This window comes from Umezawaea beigongshangensis, from assembly GCF_016464305.1.
GTDB classification, from domain to species: Bacteria; Actinomycetota; Actinomycetes; order Mycobacteriales; family Pseudonocardiaceae; genus Umezawaea_A; species Umezawaea_A beigongshangensis.
On record NZ_JAEIOJ010000015.1, the window covers coordinates 1 to 17,494 of the forward strand.

Here is a 17,494-nt window from a genome sequence, read left to right on the forward strand (position 1 = left end):
ACGGACGGGCTGCTCGCGGCGCGGAGCCTCCGCGCGGGCCGGCTGCTCGCGCCGGACGGGGTCGGGACGCGCGGGCTCGCGACGGGGAGCCTCGGCGCGGGCGGGCTGCTCGCGGCGCGGAGCCTCCGCGCGGGCGGGCTGCTCGCGCCGGACGGGCTCCGGCTTGGCCGGCTCGCGCCGCACCTGCGGCTCGGCACGGCGCTGGGGCTCGTCGACGACCCGCTCGATCAGCTCGGTCCGGTCGTTCGCCGGCCTCTTCTCCGCGAGCTTCCGCTGCTCGGCGGCCTTGCGCTCCGCCGCCTTGCGCTCCGCCGCCTTGCGCTCGGCCGCCTTGGCGCTGGCCGGACCGGCCGTGATGATCCGCTTGTCGTCGGCCGGCGTCAGCCGGGACTGGTCGGACAGCGAGCGCATCCTGGTCGACTCGGCGCGCAGCGCGACGCGCTCGACGAGCACCTCGCCGCCGAGGAGCGCCTCCAGGTTCTCCCGCAGCGTGCGCAGCTCCGAGCGCAGCGCCTGGAGGTCGTCGCGCGACTCGTCCTGGATGCGCTGGCGGGTCTCGTTCTCGACCTCCAGCTCGAACTCGCGCCGGGCGGCGACCTCGCGCTCCAGCTCCAGCTCGTAGACGGACTGGAGATCGGCGACCTCGTCCTCCCGCTCCGCGACCTGCCGCCGGTAGCGCGCCGCCAGGAAGGCGCCCACGAGGGCGGCCCACAGGGCGGACACCACGGCGAGGCGCAAGAGCCTCGCGTCGTCGCTCAGGACGAGAACCGCCGCGGACACCAGGGCGAGCGCCAGTGCAGCCACCAGCAGCAGTCGTCCGGACCCACGGCCGTCGTCGTTCCGATCGTCGTCGGTCGACGTGCCACGGCCGCTCATGGCTGACACGGTACCTGGGAGTTATGCGACCGAGACCTCCGAGGACGTGTTCACCTCGTTTCGTGCGGATCGCGCGGAGTGCGGCAGCAGTGCTCCAGCCACAGCCCCGCGCCGATCAGCGCCAGTGCGCAGACCATCCCCACGACGGCGCTCACCAGGTCGTTCGACGCCGCGTCGAGGTCACCGGTCGAGGGCAGGACGTAGATCAGCACACCGGCCCACGCGCCGAGCATGACGGCGCCGAGCACGGACGAGGCCTTCGCCAGCGCCACCGCCCGCGCCGCCGTGATCGGGTCGACGGGCTCGCTGCCGGGCTTGCGCTGGATGCGGGCGCGCAGCACGAACGCCAGCACGAGGTCCACCAGCGCGATGACGAGCAGCGTGACGCCCGCGAGCCGGGGCAGCGGAGGCAGCGACCCGTACGCGACGCGCAGCAGCAGGTGCACGAGCAGTCCGGTGACGACCCCGGCGACGAGCAGGTCGCGGATCCTGGTGAACCTCACTCCCCCATCCTGCCCCACCGCCGGGAGCGGGCTCAGGCGCCGCGCAGGAACGCCGCGAACGCCTCCGCGCCGAACACCAGCACCGGGCCGTCCGGGTGCTTGGAATCGCGCACGGCGCAGAAATCACGCGAACGGCTCAGCTCGACGCATTCGTTGCCCGCGTTGCTGCGACTCGATCTGCGCCATTCGGCGGTCCGGAGTTCAGACTCGCAGTTCATCGGCCACCTCCACGATGTGCTTCACGGAAGCGTCCGCGTCGAGGGCGGCCTCCTGCAAGGCGTTGAAATTGACGACGTACGGCTCCCTGCCGTACCTGGTCTCCACGTATCGGCCGGAGTTCAGGTTCTCCAGGTACACGACGTCCTCGAACCGCTTGTCGGCGAAGGACAGGACGCTGAAGGAGGAACCCTGGGCCGCGTGCGCGCCGCAGGAGAACGGAACCACTTGAACCGTCACGTTCTCCCGGCCGGCGAGCGCCAGCAGGTGGTGCAACTGCTCCACCATCACGGCCGGTCCGCCGACCTCCTGGCGCAGCGTCCCCTCCGCGACGACGAACCGGGCCTCCAGGGGGTGGTCGACGTCGTCCAGCCGCTCCTGCCGCTTGAGCCGCACCCGCGCCTGCGCCTCGACCACCTCCTCCGGCTGGGGCGGCAACCACGCTCGGCCGAGCGCCAGCGCGTAGGCGCGGGTCTGCACCAGACCCGGCAGCACGTCCGACTTGTAGGCCCGGACCAGGCTCGCCTCCGACTCCAGCTCCACGTACTCGCGCACCGCCTCGAACAGCGCGTCCGCGGTCTCGTCCTCCCACCAGCCCGGCACGAGAGCGCGCTCCGCGGCGCGGTAGAGCAGGTCGCGATCGGGCTCCGGCACCCGGTACACCTCGCCCAGCGCCTTCACGTCCTCCGGGCGAATGGGGTGGTAGGCGTTTTCCAGCTTGCTCAGCTTGGCCTGGGAGAACCCCACCTCCCGCGACACCTCGGCCCCCGACTTGCCGGTTTCCCAGCGCCAGCTGGCCAAGCACCGCGCGACCAGCCGCTCCCGCACATTCGGTTTGTACGTCCCCATGCGAGGAGAATAATGGAAACCCCGTGCCACCGTTCGGGTCATCCTTCGGATGTATTAACGGTCACCAATCAATGGAATGGACAGGATGAGGTCATCCCGCCTACGCACTCCTGCGGTGTCCACTCCCACCAGCAGATCAGCGACACTTCCGCGTCCGGGCACTGCGGCATTCGGGTCAACGTCGTGCCAGGGAATCAGCACGGTTGCCCGATCGTGTGCACCCGGATGAGGCAAAATCAATTCCGGATCACTCGAAAGGATGCCGTCCACCGAGACGACGTCCACGTCGAGGGTCCGCGGTCCCCAGTGGCGCTCCCGGACCCGCCCGGCGCGGCGCTCCAGCTCCTGCCCGCGCCGCAGCCACCCCCGCGCGTCGACGTCCGGGGACGACACCACGAGCACCGCGTTGAGGAAGTCGTCCTGGTCCAGCACCCCCCAGGGGGCCGTCTCGTACACCGGCGACACGGCCACCGCCACGTCGGCGAAGCCCTCCACCGCCAGGCGCAGGAACCCGAGCCGGTCGCCGAGGTTCGAGCCGAGCGACAGGACGGCCCTGCTCACCGCCCGCGCACCTCGCGCCTGGACCGCCGGATCGTCACCGACACGTCGGCGAAGGTCAGCGGGATCGGCGCGGACGGCTTGTGCACCGTGACCTCGACGGCGTGCAGCCGCTCGTCGGTCAGCACCTCGTCCGCGATCAGGCCCGCGACCGTCTCGATCAGGTCGCGCGGCTCGCCCCCGACGATCGCGGCGACCCGCTCGGCGAGCTCGCCGTAGTGCAGGGTCTGCGCGAGGTCGTCGGTCTCCGCCGCCCCGGTGAGGTCCAGCCACGCCGTGACGTCCACCAGGAAGTCCTGGCCGTCGCGCTTCTCGTGGTCGAACACGCCGTGGTGCCCGCGGACCCGCAGCCCGGTGAGCGTGATGCGGTCGCTCATCGCGCGGCCCGCCACGCGCCGGCCACGGCCACCGCGTCCAGCGAACGGTCCACGTCGTGCACCCGCACGCCCCACGCGCCGTGGAACGCCGACAGCGCCGACACCGCCGCCGTGGCGTCCTCGCGGCCCGACGGCGGACGCGGCGTGCCGTCCCGACCGGCGAGCAGCGTGCCCAGGAAGCGTTTGCGCGACGCGCCGACCAGCACCGGGAACCCGAGGTCCACCAGCTCGTCCAGGCGGTGCAGCAGCTGCCAGTTGTGCTCGGCGCGCTTGGCGAACCCCAGACCGGGGTCGAGCACGACGTTCTCCTCGCGGACGCCGGCTGCCAGCGCCGCCTCGACCCTGGCCAGCAGTTCGTCGCGCACGTCGATCACGACGTCGTCGTAGTGCGCGAGCGAGTCCATCTCGGTGCTGTGCCCGCGCCAGTGCATGAGGACCCACGGCACTCCGGCCCCGGCGACGACCCCGGCCATGTCCGGGTCGGCCAGCCCGCCGGAGACGTCGTTGACGACGGTCGCGCCCGCCTCCAGGGCGGCGGCGGCCACCCGCGCGCGCATCGTGTCCACGCTGACCGGCACCCCCTCGGCGACCAGGGCGCGGACCACCGGGGCCACTCGCGCCGCCTCGACCTCGGGGGCGACCCGCTCGGCTCCCGGCCGGGTGGACTCGCCCCCCACGTCGACCAGGTCGGCGCCGCGCCGGTGCATCGCCACGCCGTGCGCCACGGCGTCGTCGAGGTCGAGGTAGCGACCGCCGTCGGAGAACGAGTCGGGGGTGACGTTGACGACGCCCACCACCGCGCAGCGACCCGGCTTCGGGAGCGTCACGACCGGCCCCTGATGAGGGCGATGGCCTCCGCCCGCGACGAGGCCGAGGTGCGCAGGACCCCGCGCACCGCGGAGGTCGTGGTGCGGGAACCGGGCTTGCGGACACCGCGCATCCCCATGCAGAGGTGCTCGGCCTCGACCACGACGATCACGCCGCGCGGTTCGAGCCTGCGCACCAGCGCGTCGGCGACCTGCGAGGTCAGCCGCTCCTGCACCTGGGGACGCTTGGAGTAGAGGTCGACGAGCCGGGCGAGCTTCGACAGCCCGGTCACGCGGCCCTGCTCGTTGGGGATGTAGCCGACGTGCGCCTCGCCGTGGAACGGGAGCAGGTGGTGCTCGCAGAAGCTGTACATCGGGATGTCGGTGACCAGGACGAGTTCCTCGTGGCTCTCGTCGAAGGTCTTCGCCAGCACGGTGTCGGCGTCGGTGTAGAGCCCGGCGAACAGCTCGCGGTAGGCCCGCGCCACCCTCGCGGGTGTGTCGCGCAGGCCCTCGCGATCGGGGTCCTCACCGCAGGCGAGCAGCAGTTCGCGGATGGCGGCCTCGGCGCGCGGGTGGTCGAAGGCCCTCCGCGCGGAGACGCCGGTCTCCCCATCGGGAAGACCGGCGTTCGCACCGCTGACGATCTCGGTCACCTGCGGTTGTCCGGATCGGTGTCGAACGAGCGCTGTGTCGCGTCGGTGTCGCTCGGCTCGTCCTTCTTCGGCTCCCAGGCGGGCGTCCACGGAGCCGGCTGGCTCGCGGGCGCCGTCGCCGGCGTCCACCCCGGAGGGGCGCCGTAGTTCGGCGGGCCCGACGGGTTGGCCGCCTTCGGCGTCGCGTACGGGTTCGGGTTCGCCGCGGGCGTCGACCCGTTGGGCGCGACGGGCACCGCACCGGCCGGTTCACCGGGGACGTCCTGCGCGCCGGGGAGGGTCGCGACCGGGATCGGCTCCTCCTCCTGACGCGGCTCCTCGGCCGGCGCGTCGGGCGGCCACGGCTCGCCGCGCTCCCTGGCCAGCTCGGCCGGGGTCTTGACCGGCGGCTTGTCCGAGGGCGTGCGGTCGCCGAAGTCGTTGAACTGGGTGATCCGGGGACGCTTCTCGACCCTGGCGAAGATCCGCTCCAGGTCCTTCTGGTGCAGCGTCTCCTTCTCGATCAGTTCGAGCGTGAGGTCGTCGAGGACGTCGCGGTAGGTGTTGAGCACCTCGTACGCCTCGGTGTGCGCGGCCTCGATGAGCTTGCGCACCTCCTCGTCGATCTCGTGCGCGACCTCCAGCGAGTAGTCCGCCTGCCGGCCGGCCGTGCGGCCGAGGAAGGGCTCACCCTGCTCCTGGCCGTACTTGACCGCGCCGAGCCGCGCGCTCATGCCGTACTCGGTGACCATCGCGCGGGCGATCTTCGTCGCCTGCTCGATGTCGTTGGACGCGCCGGTCGTGGGCTCGTGGAACACGAGCTCCTCGGCCGAGCGGCCGCCGAGGGCGAACACCAGCCGCGCGATCATCTCGGACCTGGTCATCAGGTCCTTGTCCTCCTCGGGGACGGACAGGGTGTGCCCACCCGTGCGCCCGCGGGCGAGGATCGTGACCTTGTAGACCGGGTCGATGTCCGGCATGGCCCACGCGGCCAGGGCGTGCCCGGCCTCGTGGTACGCGGTGATCTTCTTCTCCTTCTCGGAGATGATCCGGCTCTTGCGGGCCGGACCGCCGATCACCCGGTCCACCGACTCCTCCAGGGCGGCGCCGTCGATGACGGTGCCGTTGTGGCGGGCGGTGAGCAGCGCGGCCTCGTTGATGACGTTGGCGAGGTCGGCGCCGGAGAACCCGACGGTGCGCTTGGCCAGGCCGTCGAGGTCCGCCTCCGCGGCCAACGGCTTGCCCTTGGCGTGCACCCGGAGGATCTGCTTGCGGCCCTTCAGGTCCGGCGCGGACACCGGGATCTGCCGGTCGAAGCGACCGGGGCGCAGCAGAGCGGGGTCCAGGATGTCCGGCCGGTTGGTGGCCGCGATGAGGATGATCCCGCCGCGCGAGTCGAAGCCGTCCATCTCCACGAGGAGCTGGTTCAGCGTCTGCTCGCGCTCGTCGTGACCGCCGCCCATGCCGGCGCCGCGGTGGCGGCCGACGGCGTCGATCTCGTCGACGAAGATGATGCAGGGCGCGTTCTGCTTGGCCTGCTCGAACAGGTCGCGGACGCGCGAGGCGCCCACGCCGACGAACATCTCCACGAAGTCGGAGCCGGAGATCGAGTAGAACGGCACTCCGGCCTCACCGGCGACGGCGCGCGCGAGCAGCGTCTTGCCGGTTCCCGGCGGCCCGTAGAGCAGAACGCCCTTCGGGATCTTCGCGCCCAGCGCCTGGTAGCGGCCGGGGTTCTGGAGGAAGTCCTTGATCTCGTAGAGCTCCTCGACGGCCTCCTCCGCGCCCGCGACGTCGGCGAAGGTCGTCTTCGGCATGTCCTTGGAGAGCTGCTTGGCCTTGGACTTGCCGAAGTTCAGGACGCGGTTGCCGCCGCCCTGGGCGTTGTTCATCATCCACATGAGCAGCAGGAGCAGCAGGCCCAGGGGCACGAGGTAGAGCAGTATCTGCACCAGGAAGCTGTCCTGGCTGACCTTGGTCTCGACCGCCGGGTCGTTGCTCGCCTCGTCGAGGATGGTGAAGACCTCGTCCGTCGAGCTGGCCGGGTACTGGGCCATGAGCTGGGAGTGGCCGTCGAGGTTGACACCGTCGTTGAGAGTCAGCTTGATGCGCTGCTCTTTGTCCTCGATGGTGGCTTCCTTGACCTTGCCCTCCCTGATCTGCTCGAGCGCTTGGGAGGTCTTCACGGAGTGGTAGCCCCGTGTGTCGTCCAGGAGCACGGAGAACAAGTAGTAGATCAGAAACACCGCCACGATCCACAGCAGCGGGTTGCGAAGCAGGCGCTTGCGGTCCATTCACTTACGGCCGTGAGGCGGCCTCGACCCTCCCTGACTTGCATGTCGGGTGGTGGTCGACCCACCGCTCCCCGTTCACGGGCACACCCGTCGGACCAGCGTACCGCCCGGCGGCCGGACCCAACCGTTCACCGCGTGGACGATCGGACCGGGTGTCCGTCTGCACCCCACAACGGGCGGAACACGCCTCCGGTTCCCCCGCGTGACGGCCGACACCGGGCCGCCCGGCGCGGGGACGGGACGCGACGGCACCGCACGGCGGCACCGCAGCTCAGCGCGGGTGCGGGTGGGCCGTGACGAGACGGTTCGGGTGAACTTCCGGCGCGACGGTGCCACACTCATGAAGAATTTTCAGTTTTAGGGCGGTGACACGACCTGTCGGCCATGTGGAGTGACGCAGACCACTCTCCGTCGGTCCGCATGATCGCACGTGCGATTCTCTGCGCCTGACGCACGCCCGCCGCCGTCCGGAAGAGTGAATCATCGACTGAAGGTACTCACGGTATGTCACCTAGCCACCAGCCCACTGGATTCCTGAAACGCGTCGCCCTCCCCGTCGGGGCCCTGCTCGGAGTCGTGGCGGCCGCCGGCGTGACGGTGGTGGCGCTGCGCGCCACGACCGGTCCGGACTGCCGGGGGACGCTGCCGCTGAAGATCGCCGTGGCCCCCGCCGCCGAGGACGTGGTCCGCCGGGCCGCCGACGAGTACGAGGCGGCGCAACCGACCGTGGACGGCCGGTGCGTGCAGGTGCAGATCGAGGCGCGCAACGCGGCGGACGTCGCGGAGGACCTGCCGACCGCCCAGATCAACCCGCCGTCGCTGTGGGTGCCCGACTCCTCGATGTGGGCGTCGGAGGCGCAGCGCTCCGCCTCCGAGGTGGGCACCGACGCCCCCAAGCTGGAGGTCAAGGAGTCCCTGGCCACCTCCCCGCTGGTCATGGCCGGTTCCGAAGGGGCGATGACGGCGCTCGGCTGGCCCGTCACGACGGTGAGCTGGCAGAAGGTCGTCGACCCGTCGGTGTCCGTGACGCTGAGCGATCCGACGCTGGCCACCGAGGGACTCGCCACGCTCGCCGTGATCCGCGGGCTGCTCGGCAACCCCGACGGCACGCCGAAGCCCGAGCTGATCGGCGCGCTGTACCGGGTGGGCCGCACGGCGCTGCCGTCCGTGCGCGACGCGTTCAGCGAGGTCGAGCAGGGTGCGGAGAACGCCCCGGTGTTCACCACGACCGAGCAGTCCGTCATCGCCGCCAACCGCGAGTCCGGCACCCGCCGGGTCGTCGCCTCCTACGCGCAGGAGGGGACGATCAACTTCGACTACCCGCTCGTGCGCGTCGTCCGGCAGTCGGAGGCGCTGGGCACCGGCAGCGCCGCGGCGAGCTTCGAGGAGGCGCTGCGGTCGGCGCAGACCCGCCAGCGGTTCACCGACGCCGGGTTCCGCGACGCCGACGGCAACCCGCCGCAGAACATCGCGGAGGAGCACGACGGTGTCGGTGGCGGCCGGGTGACCGTGCTGCCGCAGCCCGAACCGGACCAGGTGTCGGAACTGCTGCGCACGTGGGGAGCCATCAGCCTCGACTCGCGGATGCTCGCCGTGCTCGACGTGTCCGGCTCGATGACCGACCCCATGCCCGACGGCGAGACCCGCATCGCGGTGGCCAGGGACGCCGCGCTGACCGCGCTCGCCCTGCTGCCCGACACCACGCAGATCGGCCTGTGGGTGTTCTCGACCGACAAGAACCCGCCGGACGACTGGCGCGAACTGGTGCCGCTCGGCCCGCTCGGCGAACCGCTCGGAGCCGTGACCAGGCGCAACGCGCTCCAGCAGGGTGCCGTGCAGCTCCCCGCCCTGGTCGGCGGCGGCACCGCGCTCAACGACACGGCGCTGGCGGCGTTCCGCTCGATGAAGACGGGCCACGACCCCACGAAGGTCAACTCCGTCGTGCTCATCACCGACGGCAAGAACGACGACGTCTCCAGCATCGACACGGCGACGCTGATCCGGACCCTCCGGAGCGAGTCCGACCCGGCCAAGCCCGTCCCGCTGATCATGGTGGGCCTGGGTCCGGAGGCCGACATGAGCGCGCTCCAGCAGATCGCCACCACGACGGGGGGCAAGGCCTACCAGGCCCTCGCCCCGGAGGACATCCAGACGGTCCTCCTGGACGCGATCGGCCAGCGCCGCTGCCGCCCGAACTGCTGATCTCGGCCGCTCCCGCGGAGACGGCGGTGGGGGTGCGCCGGGCGCACCCCCACGCGCCGGGCGGTGCTCGGCCTCCGGCCTAGCTGTAGACCTTCGGGTCCAGGGTGCCGATGTACGGGAGGTCGCGGTAGCGCTCGGCGTAGTCGAGGCCGTAGCCGACCACGAACTCGTTGGGGATGTCGAAGCCGACGTACTTGACCGGCACGTCGACCTTGATCGCGTCCGGCTTGCGCAGCAGCGTGCAGACGTTCAGCGAGCGGGGCTTGCGCGACGCGAGGTTCTTGAGCAGCCACGACAGCGTCAGGCCGGAGTCGATGATGTCCTCGACGATGATGACGTCGCGGTCGGCGATGTCCCGGTCGAGGTCCTTCAGGATGCGCACCACGCCGGACGACGAGGTGGACGAGCCGTAGGAGCTGACGGCCATGAACTCCAGCTGCACGGGAACGGGCAGCGCGCGGGCCAGGTCCGTCGTGAACATGACCGCACCCTTGAGCACGGTGATCAGGACGAGGTCGGAGCCCCCGTCCTCGGGGTGGTCGTCCGCGACCTGCTTCGCGAGTTCGGTGACCTTGTCGTTGATCTCCTGCTCGGTGATGAGCACGGAGGCGATGTCGCCGTCGTACACGGACGATCTCCTCTGTCATGACTGTGGTGGGTCGACACGAAGAGTGCCATGCGCACGCCGCGCCTCAAAGCCGCCGGGCAGCCGGACGGCCCCCTGACCGCGCCACTGCCCGACGAGCGCGTCCACGGCCCGGAGCTGCGGATCGGACAACTCGGGCACGCCGAGACCCAGCAGCCACGAGCGGATCACCCGTCGGCGCAGCGCGGCGGGCAGAGCCTCCAGCGCCCCGACGTCGTCCGGGCGGCCGGGAAAGGCGGCCGCGAGAGCGTCCAGGGCGTCGACGTCCTCCCGGAGCTGAGCCGCGGTGCGCGCCAGCGCGTCGGCGACACCACCCCGCAGCACGTCCTCCAGCAGCGGCAGGACCTCCGTGCGCAACCTCACCCTGGTGAACGACGGATCGGAGTTGTGCGGGTCGACCCACGGGCGCAGTCCGAGCGCGGCGCAGGCGGCCGTCGTCGTCGCGCGGGAGACGCCGAGCAGCGGACGGCCCCACGGCGGGTCGAGCGGACGCATGCCGGCGATGGAGCGGGGACCGGAGCCGCGGCCGAGGCCCAGCAGCACCGTCTCGGCCTGGTCGTCCCTGGTGTGCCCGAGCAGCACGAGCCCCTCCTCCGGCCGCAGCGCGGCGTAGCGGGCACGCCGGGCGGCCGCCTCCGGACCGCCGGGTCCCTCCACCCGCACCGCGAGCACGCTCGCCGTCAGGCCGAGGTCCTCGCACACGTCGGCGGCGCGGCGGGCCACCTCGGCGGAGCCGTCCTGGAGGCCGTGGTCGACGACCAGCGCCCGCACCCGCCGACCGGACCGGCGCGCGCAGTGCGCGGTGGCCGCGGCGAGCGCCAGGGAGTCCGCGCCTCCCGACACGGCGACGGAGAGCCGTCCGCGAGCCGGGTGCTCACCGGCGGCCGCGAGGAAGCGCCGCACAGCCGTGCGGACCTCGGAGACCGCCCGATCTGGCGGGCTCACGGTGCGACGCGACGCACCCAGGCGGCGGGATCGGCGATCTCCGCGCGGGTCGGCAGCGTCTCCGGGGACGTCCACACCGCGTTGAAGCCGTCCATGCCGACCGCCCCGACCACGTGATCGGTGAACGCGGCGCCCTCGGCGTACTGGCGGATCTTCGCCTCGACGCCGAGCAGCGTGCGCAGCACGCGGTCGAGCACACCGCCGCCCCTGCGGCGCGCGGTGAACCGGCTGCGGATGACGTCCACCGACGGCACCACGGACGGGCCCACGGCGTCCATCACGTGATCGGCGTGTCCCTCCAGCAGCGTCGACAGCGCGACGAGCCGGTCGAAGACGACCTTCTGCTCCGGCGTCTGGAGCAGCTCGACCAGGCCCACCGGTCCGTCGCCGCTCCGGGAGCGCCGACGCAGCTCGCGCACGACCTCGGGCACCCGCAGCAGCGAGCCGCCGCCGGAGGTGTCCATCGACGTGATCATCTCGGCGACCAGGGCCGCGAAGTGGTCGCGCAGCCACGGCACGGCGGTGAACTGGAGGCGGTGCGTGCACTCGTGCAGGCACACCCACGTGCTGAAGTCCTCGGCCGGGACGTTCAGCGCGCGCTGCGCCGCGACGATGTTCGGGGCGACGAGCAGCAGCCGCCCACCGGGCTCGTCGGGACGGCCGAAGGGGTCGTACTGACCGAGCACCCGCGCGCTGAGGAACGACAGGACCACACCGGCCTGCACGCCGGCGGTGCTGGCCAGGACACCGCCGAACCCGCCGGAGGCGCGGGGCGACCCGGTGCCGGTGAGCACGGCGATGCCCTCGACGGCGGCGCGCACCCACGCCGGGCGGTCGACCACCTCGCCGGGCAGCAGCGGCAGCCCGGCGCCCAGGCCGGTCACCTCGCGCACGTGCACCTCGGCCGTGGACGCCAGCTCGCGGAGCCTGCTCACCGCGACGTCGGCTTCGGCACGCGGGACCACCGGTCCCGGCCGGACCAGTCGGGCGGCCGTCGCGGCCGCCACCTCCCAGTCCACCGGTGTGGACCCCTCGCCCGGACGTGCTTCACGGGCCTGCGCAACCGTGTTCACGTCCTCAACCGTACTTGTGTCCCGGCGCGTCCGGCTCATCCGCAGCCGCAGGACCGGAGGGCGGTGGTCAGGCCGTCCAGGGCGAGGCGGACGTCGTCGTTCGCCTCGTTCCTGGTGTTGGACAGGAACGAGAACACCAGCAGCCTGCCGTCGCGGTCCACGACGACGCCCGACAGCGAGTTCACGTCGGTCAGCGAGCCCGTCTTCGCCCGCACCCAGCCCTTGCCGCCCGCGACCTCGGGCGCCCGGTAGCGACCGGCGAGCGTGCCGCTGCCTCCCGCGACGGGCAGTCCGGTCAGCAGGGGACGCAGCTTCACCACCTTGTCGTCGTCCGTCCTTGACGACGCGGCCATCGCCAGGACCTGCGTGAACGCCTCGGCCGGCACCTTGTTGGAGGCGGACAGCCCGCTGCCGTCGACGTTCTGCGGCATCGGCATGTCCTGGAAGGACCTCGCCAGCACGTCGCGCACGGCCTTCACGCCGCCCTCGAACGTCGGCTGACCGCCGGTCTCGATCGCGAGTTCCCTGGCGATGACCTCGCCCAGCACGTTGTCCGAGATCTGGAGCATGTTCTCCACGAGCGCGCTCAGCGGCACCGACTCGACCGAGCCGAGGACCTGCGCGTTCTCCGCGGCGCGACCGGCCTCGACCTGCGTGACGCCGAGGCGCGAGGCGAACTCGCCCGCGACGTCCGCCGCGGGGGTCTCGGTGCGCGGGTTCGTGTCGTTGGTGGGCACGCTGCGACCGCCGTCGAGCATCATCGGTTCGATCGGGGAGATCGAACCGAGGGCGATGTCGAGGTGCTCCCACGTCGGCTCCATGGACGGCCCGGAGTAGCGGCTCGCGTCGAAGAGGACCTTCGTGACCGAGCCGCCGGTGGCCGTCCTCACCTGTTCGACCAGGTCGTCCAGCGTCGCCGCGCCGGGGTAGACCGTCTCCTCGCCCTCGGGCAGCGACGACAGCGTGGGGTCACCACCACCGACCAGCACGACGGTGCCGGGGTCGGGACCGGCGACGACCTTCGTCGTGAGGGTGCTCGTGTGCTCCATCTCCAGCAGCGCGGCGGCCGCCGTGAACACCTTCAGGCTCGACGCGGGCGTCATCGGCGTCGTCTCGCCGTTCTTCCACAGCACGTCACCGGTGGCCGGGTCGACGACCTGGCCGCCGAGCGTGCCCAGGTTCTTGTTGCCGAGCGGCCCGGCCAGTGCGGCGGCCACGCCGGAAGCCGTCGCCGCGGGCGCGGAGGTGTCGACCGCCTGGACGGCGAGCTGCACGTCGGCGGGCGGCGCGGGCGCCCGCGTGGCGAGGTCGGAGTCGCCCGAGAACAGTCCGGAGTTCACCGCGAACACGACGCCGCCCGCGAGCGCGACCACGAGGACCAGCGCCACGGCGACGAGCACCGGCCTGCGGTTGCGGAGGTTCGTCCAGACCCTCGTGCTGCCCGTCGGCCCCGCGGCGGCGGGCTTCTCGACCGGCTTCTCGACCGGCTTCTCGACCGGCTTCTCGACCGGCTCGTCGGCGGGTGTCCGGCCGGGAGGCGGCGTCGGCCGGGTGTGGTCCTGCTCGGCGTCGACCCGCGGCAGGGGCCTCGGCTGCTGCTGGGGCTGAGCCGGTTGGGCACGCGGCGGGGAGGGCGGCACCGGGTGCTGCTGAGGCGGCGTGCGGACGGGCAACATCCGCATGGTCGGCTGATCGGACGGCGGGCGCTGCGACTGCTGCTGCGGTCGCTGCGGCTGGGCCGACTGCCCCGACCCGGCGGGTGGCGGCAGAGGACGGGACCGCTGCTGCTGGGGTGGCCGCTGCTGCCCGGACGGCTGCTCGGTCCGCGACTCGGTCGGCCGCCGGTCCTGCTTCTGCTGCTCGACCTGCGGCTTCGGCAGGTGCTGGGTCTGCTCGTCCCGCTGGGGTCGGGGCTGGGGCTTCTGCGGTGCCGGAGGACGGGGCACCTGCACCGTCTGCGACCCGCTACCGGCCTCACCGGAAGCGGCCTTCTCGCCGGCGGGCTGCTGAACGCCGCTCGCCTGCGAGGCGGGCTCGCCCGGCACCGGCTTCGGCGATGCGGGCTTGTCGGGAACGGGCTTGCGCAGGACGGCCGTCTCCGACCCGCTCTGCTGCACACCGGACTCCGCCGGACCGGACTCCTCGGCCGCGGGCTTCTCGGGAACCGGCTTGCGCAGAACGGCCGTCTCCGACCCGCTCTGCCGCACACCGGACTCCGCCGGACCGGACTCCTCCGCCGCGGACTTCTCCGCCGCGGGCTCAGCCCCGCTCTCGCCGGACGCGGGCGACTGCTGATCGGGCTTCCGCTGCGCAGGCTCGGCCTTCTCGGGTACCGGCTTCGGCAGGAGGGTCGTCTCCGCCCCCGACCGCTGCGCGCCGGACTTCTCCGAAGCGGGCTTCGGCAGGGCGACCGTCGCCGTCCCGGACTCCCGCGCACCGGACTTCGACGGCACGTTCTCGTCCGGCGCGGGCGACTGCTGAGCGGGCTTCCCGGTAGCGGGCTCGGGCTTCTCCGACTCGGGCTTCGGCGGACCGGTCCGTCCCGCCTCCGGCTTCCCGCCCCCGGACTCCGCCGCGTCGGACTTCTGCGTCTGAGACTTCTCCGTCTGGGACTTCTCCGTCTGGGACTTCTCGACGGGAGGCTTCACGGGGTCCGGCTTCGCGACGGCCGACTTCTGCGCGTCGGGCTTGCCCGCCTCGGACTTCTCGGCGGACTCCTGGACGGCTGGCTTCTCCGGACCGTCCTTCTGCGCGGTGTCCTTCTGCGCGGTGTCCTTCCCCGCCTGCGACCCCTCGGCCGCCTTCTCCGGTTCAACCTTCTCGGGAGCCGTCTTCTCGGCTACGACCTTGTCCGGCGCGACCTTCTGCGGAGCCACCTTCTCCGACGCGGCCTTCTCCGGAACCGCCTTCTCCGGCGCGGCCTTCTCCGGAACCGCCTTCTCCGACGCGGCCTTCTCCGGAACCGCCTTCTCCGGCGCGGCCTTCTCGGGAACCGGCTTCTCCGGAACCGCCTTCTCGGCCGCGGCCTTCTCCGGAACCGCCTTCTCGGGCGCGGCCTTGTCAGGCACCGTCTCTTCCCGAACGTCCTTCACCGGAGCGTCCTTCTCAGCGCTGGACTCCGGTCGAGCCTCTTCGGACACCGCCGGGGACTCCGGCCTCACGGGCGCGGACTCCTCCTCGCGCGCCTCGCCAGCAGGCGCGTCGTCGGCGGACGACTGTCCGGCCGATGTCCCTCCGACGGGTGAGCCACCGGTGGTCTCCTCGGCGTCGTCGTCATCGACTGGCCACGACGGCTCGTCCGGCACGCGGTCCTCCACAGATCATTACGGGCAATGTCACACCCTGCCCGGGCGGCGGCGATGAGTGTGGACGACGGGTCGTAGTCCACACTAGTGGCGTAACGGCGGAGGGTGCCGCACTCAAGCGCGCCCGCACGACGAGGCAGAGACGAGCGAGGACCGCAGTGGAGTTCGACGTCACCATCGAGATCCCCAAGGGTGTGCGCAACAAGTACGAGATGGACCACAAGACAGGGCGGATCCGGCTCGACCGGACCCTGTTCACGGCCACTCAGTACCCGGCGGACTACGGGTTCGTCGATGACACCCTGGGCGAGGACGGCGATCCGCTGGACGCTCTCGTGCTCGTCCAGGAGCCCACGTTCCCCGGCTGCCTGATCCGCGCCCGCGCGATCGGCATGTTCCGGATGACCGACGAGAAGGGCGGCGACGACAAGCTGCTCTGCGTCCCGGCGGAGGACCCGCGCTCGGAGCACCTGCGCGACATCCACCACCTGAGCGAGTTCTACCGCCTGGAGATCCAGCACTTCTTCGAGGTCTACAAGGACCTGGAGCCGGGCAAGAGCGTCGAGGGCGCGAGCTGGGTCGGCCGCGTCGAGGCCGAGGCCGAGGTCGTGCGCTCCTACCAGCGTCTCAAGGACGCGATCGCGAACGGCGAGGACCACTGACCCGCTCCCGGGTGGTCGCCGGCGGCGACCACCCGGGACGTCAGCGGCCGACGGCGGCGCACCGCTCGTCGAGCCGGTCGTACAGCGCCCGGCGGGCCGTGGGTTCCTCCGGTCTGCCGCCCAGCGCGTTGATCTGATCGGTGACGCCGTGGGCGAAGCGGTAGGCCAGCACCTGAGCCGCCGTGTCCCGCCACTCCTCCAGGTCGTGACGCGGTTCGCCCGGCCCGAGGCGGTTCTCGAACCAGCGGGGCAGCCGCAGGTTCGCCACCAGCGCGTCGTCGAGGCGCTCGCGCAGGAGGGCGACGAGCTTCGTCCACGCCTGGTCGCCCTGCTCCGACTGCACCGAGATGTTGCGGTCGCGCTCCAGGGCGGCGGCGAGCCGCACGTGCGCCTGCTTCGACTCCTCGATCGCGCGCACCAGGTCCGGCCCCTCCGCCGCCCGCTTGCGCACGGCGGCCCAGGACCGTTCGGCACGACGCCAGCCGCGTCCGTCCGTCGCCTCCAGGAATCCCATGTCACGGGCGAGTTCGCGCATCCGCTCCACCCGCTCGAAGCACGCCCTCAGCCGCTGGTCGGCCTCGTCGGCGCTCGTCCGGAGCTGGTCGACGCCGGCCAGTTCCACCGGCAGGGCGTGCGCGAGCCGGATCGTCGGGTACAGCGGGCCGTGCTCGGCGGCGAGGGCGTCGAGGTCGGCCTGCGGGATCTCCGCGGCGAAGCGGTCGCGGCGCTCGTGGGCGCTGAGCCTGCCGTTGACGGAGTTCAGCAGCCCCGCCATCGCGTCGACCCTGCGGACCAGTCCGCCGAGGTCGCTCCTGATCGTGGCGAGCTGCTCGCTCAGGTCGTCCAGCGAGTGCTCCCCGAGCCGGGTCTCCAGCTCGCCCAGTCGCCGCAGCACGGCCTTGAACGACGTCCTGGTGTCGTTGCCGACGAGCGGGTCGACCTTGCGCTTCAGCTCGGGCACGACCTCGTCGAGCTTGGCCACGGCGGTGTCCGTGCGGGCGTGGGAGCGCTCCAGCTCGGTGACGTCCCTGGCGAGGCCCTTGACCACACCCTGCAACCTGATCAGCTCAACGTCCACCGGACGGCCCGTCCCACGCGACGTGACCACCGGCGAGCACCAGCGGCACGGCCGGTACCAGGGTCCACACCGGGAGCAGCCCGATCACCACGCACACGACGAGCGCGGTCGCGACCACGGCGACGGCCGCTCCCGCGCTGCGCTGGGGCGACCACGTGCTGCGCAGCGCTCTGCGGCGGATCGCGACGAGTTCGTCCACGGACGCCGCCATCTCGTCGACGAGCAGGGCGTAGCCGACGCTGTCCGGCCGCGCCGCGTCCAGCCGGTCCAGCGTGGCGTGCAGTCGCTTCTGGTGCTCCGTCAGGTCGTCTTCCAGGTGATCCACGGCAACTCCTGATCACGGGATTCGCCGCACACTAGCCAGGTGGGAGCGCGGGGTGGCCAGATCGCGCCAGGACATCACCGCGATGGAGCAGTCCGCGACGCGGTGAAGCCCGCCTCCCCACGAGCGCGGGAGGCGGGCTTCACG

18 protein-coding genes are annotated in these 17,494 nt (G+C 72.2%); 3 read left to right on the forward strand and 15 right to left on the reverse strand.

The genetic code is table 11. The annotated features are described in order from the left end of the window. The 9 genes from IMZ35_RS26615 to ftsH all read right to left on the reverse strand — a co-directional run. Positions 1-876: DUF6779 domain-containing protein (locus tag IMZ35_RS26615; RefSeq protein ID WP_368857029.1), on the reverse strand; the 876-nt coding region annotated here is incomplete at its 3' end. Between the two features lie 50 nt (positions 877-926). Next, entirely contained in the window at positions 927-1,379 is a 453-nt protein-coding gene (locus IMZ35_RS26620) for a DUF3180 domain-containing protein (protein WP_199443946.1), read from the reverse strand. Between the two features lie 32 nt (positions 1,380-1,411). After that, positions 1,412-1,597, reverse strand: a complete 186-nt coding sequence (locus tag IMZ35_RS26625; protein ID WP_199443947.1) for a DUF397 domain-containing protein — start codon at positions 1,595-1,597, stop codon at positions 1,412-1,414. Then, complete coding sequence (locus tag IMZ35_RS26630; protein WP_199443948.1) at positions 1,581-2,444, reverse strand: helix-turn-helix domain-containing protein; 864 nt, start codon at positions 2,442-2,444, stop codon at positions 1,581-1,583. Before IMZ35_RS26630 ends, IMZ35_RS26625 begins: the two co-directional genes overlap by 17 nt. Before the next feature lie 54 nt (positions 2,445-2,498). Then, entirely contained in the window at positions 2,499-3,005 is a 507-nt protein-coding gene (gene folK / locus IMZ35_RS26635) for a 2-amino-4-hydroxy-6-hydroxymethyldihydropteridine diphosphokinase (RefSeq protein ID WP_199443949.1), read from the reverse strand. Continuing rightward, positions 3,002-3,379, reverse strand: coding sequence for a dihydroneopterin aldolase (gene folB / locus IMZ35_RS26640; protein ID WP_199443950.1), 378 nt, complete (start codon positions 3,377-3,379; stop codon positions 3,002-3,004). The genes folK and folB overlap by 4 nt, the downstream gene beginning before the upstream one ends. Further along, complete coding sequence (gene folP / locus IMZ35_RS26645; RefSeq protein ID WP_199443951.1) at positions 3,376-4,206, reverse strand: dihydropteroate synthase; 831 nt, start codon at positions 4,204-4,206, stop codon at positions 3,376-3,378. Before folP ends, folB begins: the two co-directional genes overlap by 4 nt. Further along, a complete protein-coding gene (gene folE / locus IMZ35_RS26650) occupies positions 4,203-4,832 on the reverse strand; it encodes a GTP cyclohydrolase I FolE (RefSeq protein WP_199444039.1) in 630 nt (209 codons plus the stop codon). The genes folP and folE overlap by 4 nt, the downstream gene beginning before the upstream one ends. Before the next feature lie 5 nt (positions 4,833-4,837). Beyond that, positions 4,838-7,114: an ATP-dependent zinc metalloprotease FtsH gene (gene ftsH / locus IMZ35_RS26655; protein ID WP_199443952.1), complete on the reverse strand. Its 2,277-nt coding sequence runs from the start codon at positions 7,112-7,114 to the stop codon at positions 4,838-4,840. Positions 7,115-7,618: 504 nt separating this feature from the next. On the opposite strand from ftsH, the gene IMZ35_RS26660 reads away from it, so the two are divergent. Continuing rightward, positions 7,619-9,316: a substrate-binding and VWA domain-containing protein gene (locus tag IMZ35_RS26660; RefSeq protein ID WP_199443953.1), complete on the forward strand. Its 1,698-nt coding sequence runs from the start codon at positions 7,619-7,621 to the stop codon at positions 9,314-9,316. A gap of 79 nt (positions 9,317-9,395) precedes the next feature. On the opposite strand, the gene hpt is transcribed toward IMZ35_RS26660, so the two are convergent. The 4 genes from hpt to dacB are packed head-to-tail and all read right to left on the reverse strand — an operon-like array spanning position 9,396 to position 13,662. Further along, a complete protein-coding gene (hpt, locus tag IMZ35_RS26665; protein WP_199443954.1) occupies positions 9,396-9,944 on the reverse strand; it encodes a hypoxanthine phosphoribosyltransferase in 549 nt (182 codons plus the stop codon). Between the two features lie 15 nt (positions 9,945-9,959). Continuing rightward, positions 9,960-10,907, reverse strand: coding sequence for a tRNA lysidine(34) synthetase TilS (gene tilS / locus IMZ35_RS26670; protein WP_199443955.1), 948 nt, complete (start codon positions 10,905-10,907; stop codon positions 9,960-9,962). Then, on the reverse strand, positions 10,904-11,980 hold the full coding sequence (locus tag IMZ35_RS26675; RefSeq protein ID WP_307868834.1) for a zinc-dependent metalloprotease: 1,077 nt from the start codon (positions 11,978-11,980) through the stop codon (positions 10,904-10,906). The genes tilS and IMZ35_RS26675 overlap by 4 nt, the downstream gene beginning before the upstream one ends. A gap of 35 nt (positions 11,981-12,015) precedes the next feature. Continuing rightward, on the reverse strand, positions 12,016-13,662 hold the full coding sequence (gene dacB, locus IMZ35_RS32165; protein ID WP_368857030.1) for a D-alanyl-D-alanine carboxypeptidase/D-alanyl-D-alanine endopeptidase: 1,647 nt from the start codon (positions 13,660-13,662) through the stop codon (positions 12,016-12,018). A gap of 1,087 nt (positions 13,663-14,749) precedes the next feature. Here dacB and IMZ35_RS32170 point away from each other — a divergent pair. Together IMZ35_RS32170 and IMZ35_RS26690 are read left to right on the forward strand one after the other, a co-directional pair. Continuing rightward, the gene (locus tag IMZ35_RS32170; RefSeq protein WP_199443958.1) at positions 14,750-15,343 is read left to right on the forward strand and encodes a pentapeptide repeat-containing protein; all 594 of its coding nucleotides are present in this window, start codon (positions 14,750-14,752) and stop codon (positions 15,341-15,343) included. Positions 15,344-15,443: 100 nt separating this feature from the next. Then, positions 15,444-15,947 carry an inorganic diphosphatase gene (locus IMZ35_RS26690; protein ID WP_199443959.1) on the forward strand — a complete coding sequence of 168 codons (504 nt, stop codon included), beginning with the start codon at positions 15,444-15,446 and terminating at the stop codon, positions 15,945-15,947. Between the two features lie 40 nt (positions 15,948-15,987). Here IMZ35_RS26690 and IMZ35_RS26695 read toward each other — a convergent pair whose 3' ends face one another. Then, positions 15,988-17,025 carry a hypothetical protein gene (locus IMZ35_RS26695; protein WP_199443960.1) on the reverse strand — a complete coding sequence of 346 codons (1,038 nt, stop codon included), beginning with the start codon at positions 17,023-17,025 and terminating at the stop codon, positions 15,988-15,990. Beyond that, a complete protein-coding gene (locus IMZ35_RS26700; protein ID WP_199443961.1) occupies positions 17,015-17,350 on the reverse strand; it encodes a hypothetical protein in 336 nt (111 codons plus the stop codon). Before IMZ35_RS26700 ends, IMZ35_RS26695 begins: the two co-directional genes overlap by 11 nt. Positions 17,351-17,494 lie beyond the last annotated feature (144 nt).

Coding starts and splice junctions, on each gene's coding strand:
- IMZ35_RS26660 (WP_199443953.1), top strand. CDS start 7,619: ATGTCACCTAGCCACCAGCCCACTGGATTCCTGAAACGCGTCGCCCTC.
- dacB (WP_368857030.1), bottom strand. CDS start 13,662: ATGCGGATGTTGCCCGTCCGCACGCCGCCTCAGCAGCACCCGGTGCCG.
- folB (WP_199443950.1), bottom strand. CDS start 3,379: ATGAGCGACCGCATCACGCTCACCGGGCTGCGGGTCCGCGGGCACCAC.
- ftsH (WP_199443952.1), bottom strand. CDS start 7,114: ATGGACCGCAAGCGCCTGCTTCGCAACCCGCTGCTGTGGATCGTGGCG.
- IMZ35_RS26630 (WP_199443948.1), bottom strand. CDS start 2,444: ATGGGGACGTACAAACCGAATGTGCGGGAGCGGCTGGTCGCGCGGTGC.
- IMZ35_RS26625 (WP_199443947.1), bottom strand. CDS start 1,597: ATGAACTGCGAGTCTGAACTCCGGACCGCCGAATGGCGCAGATCGAGT.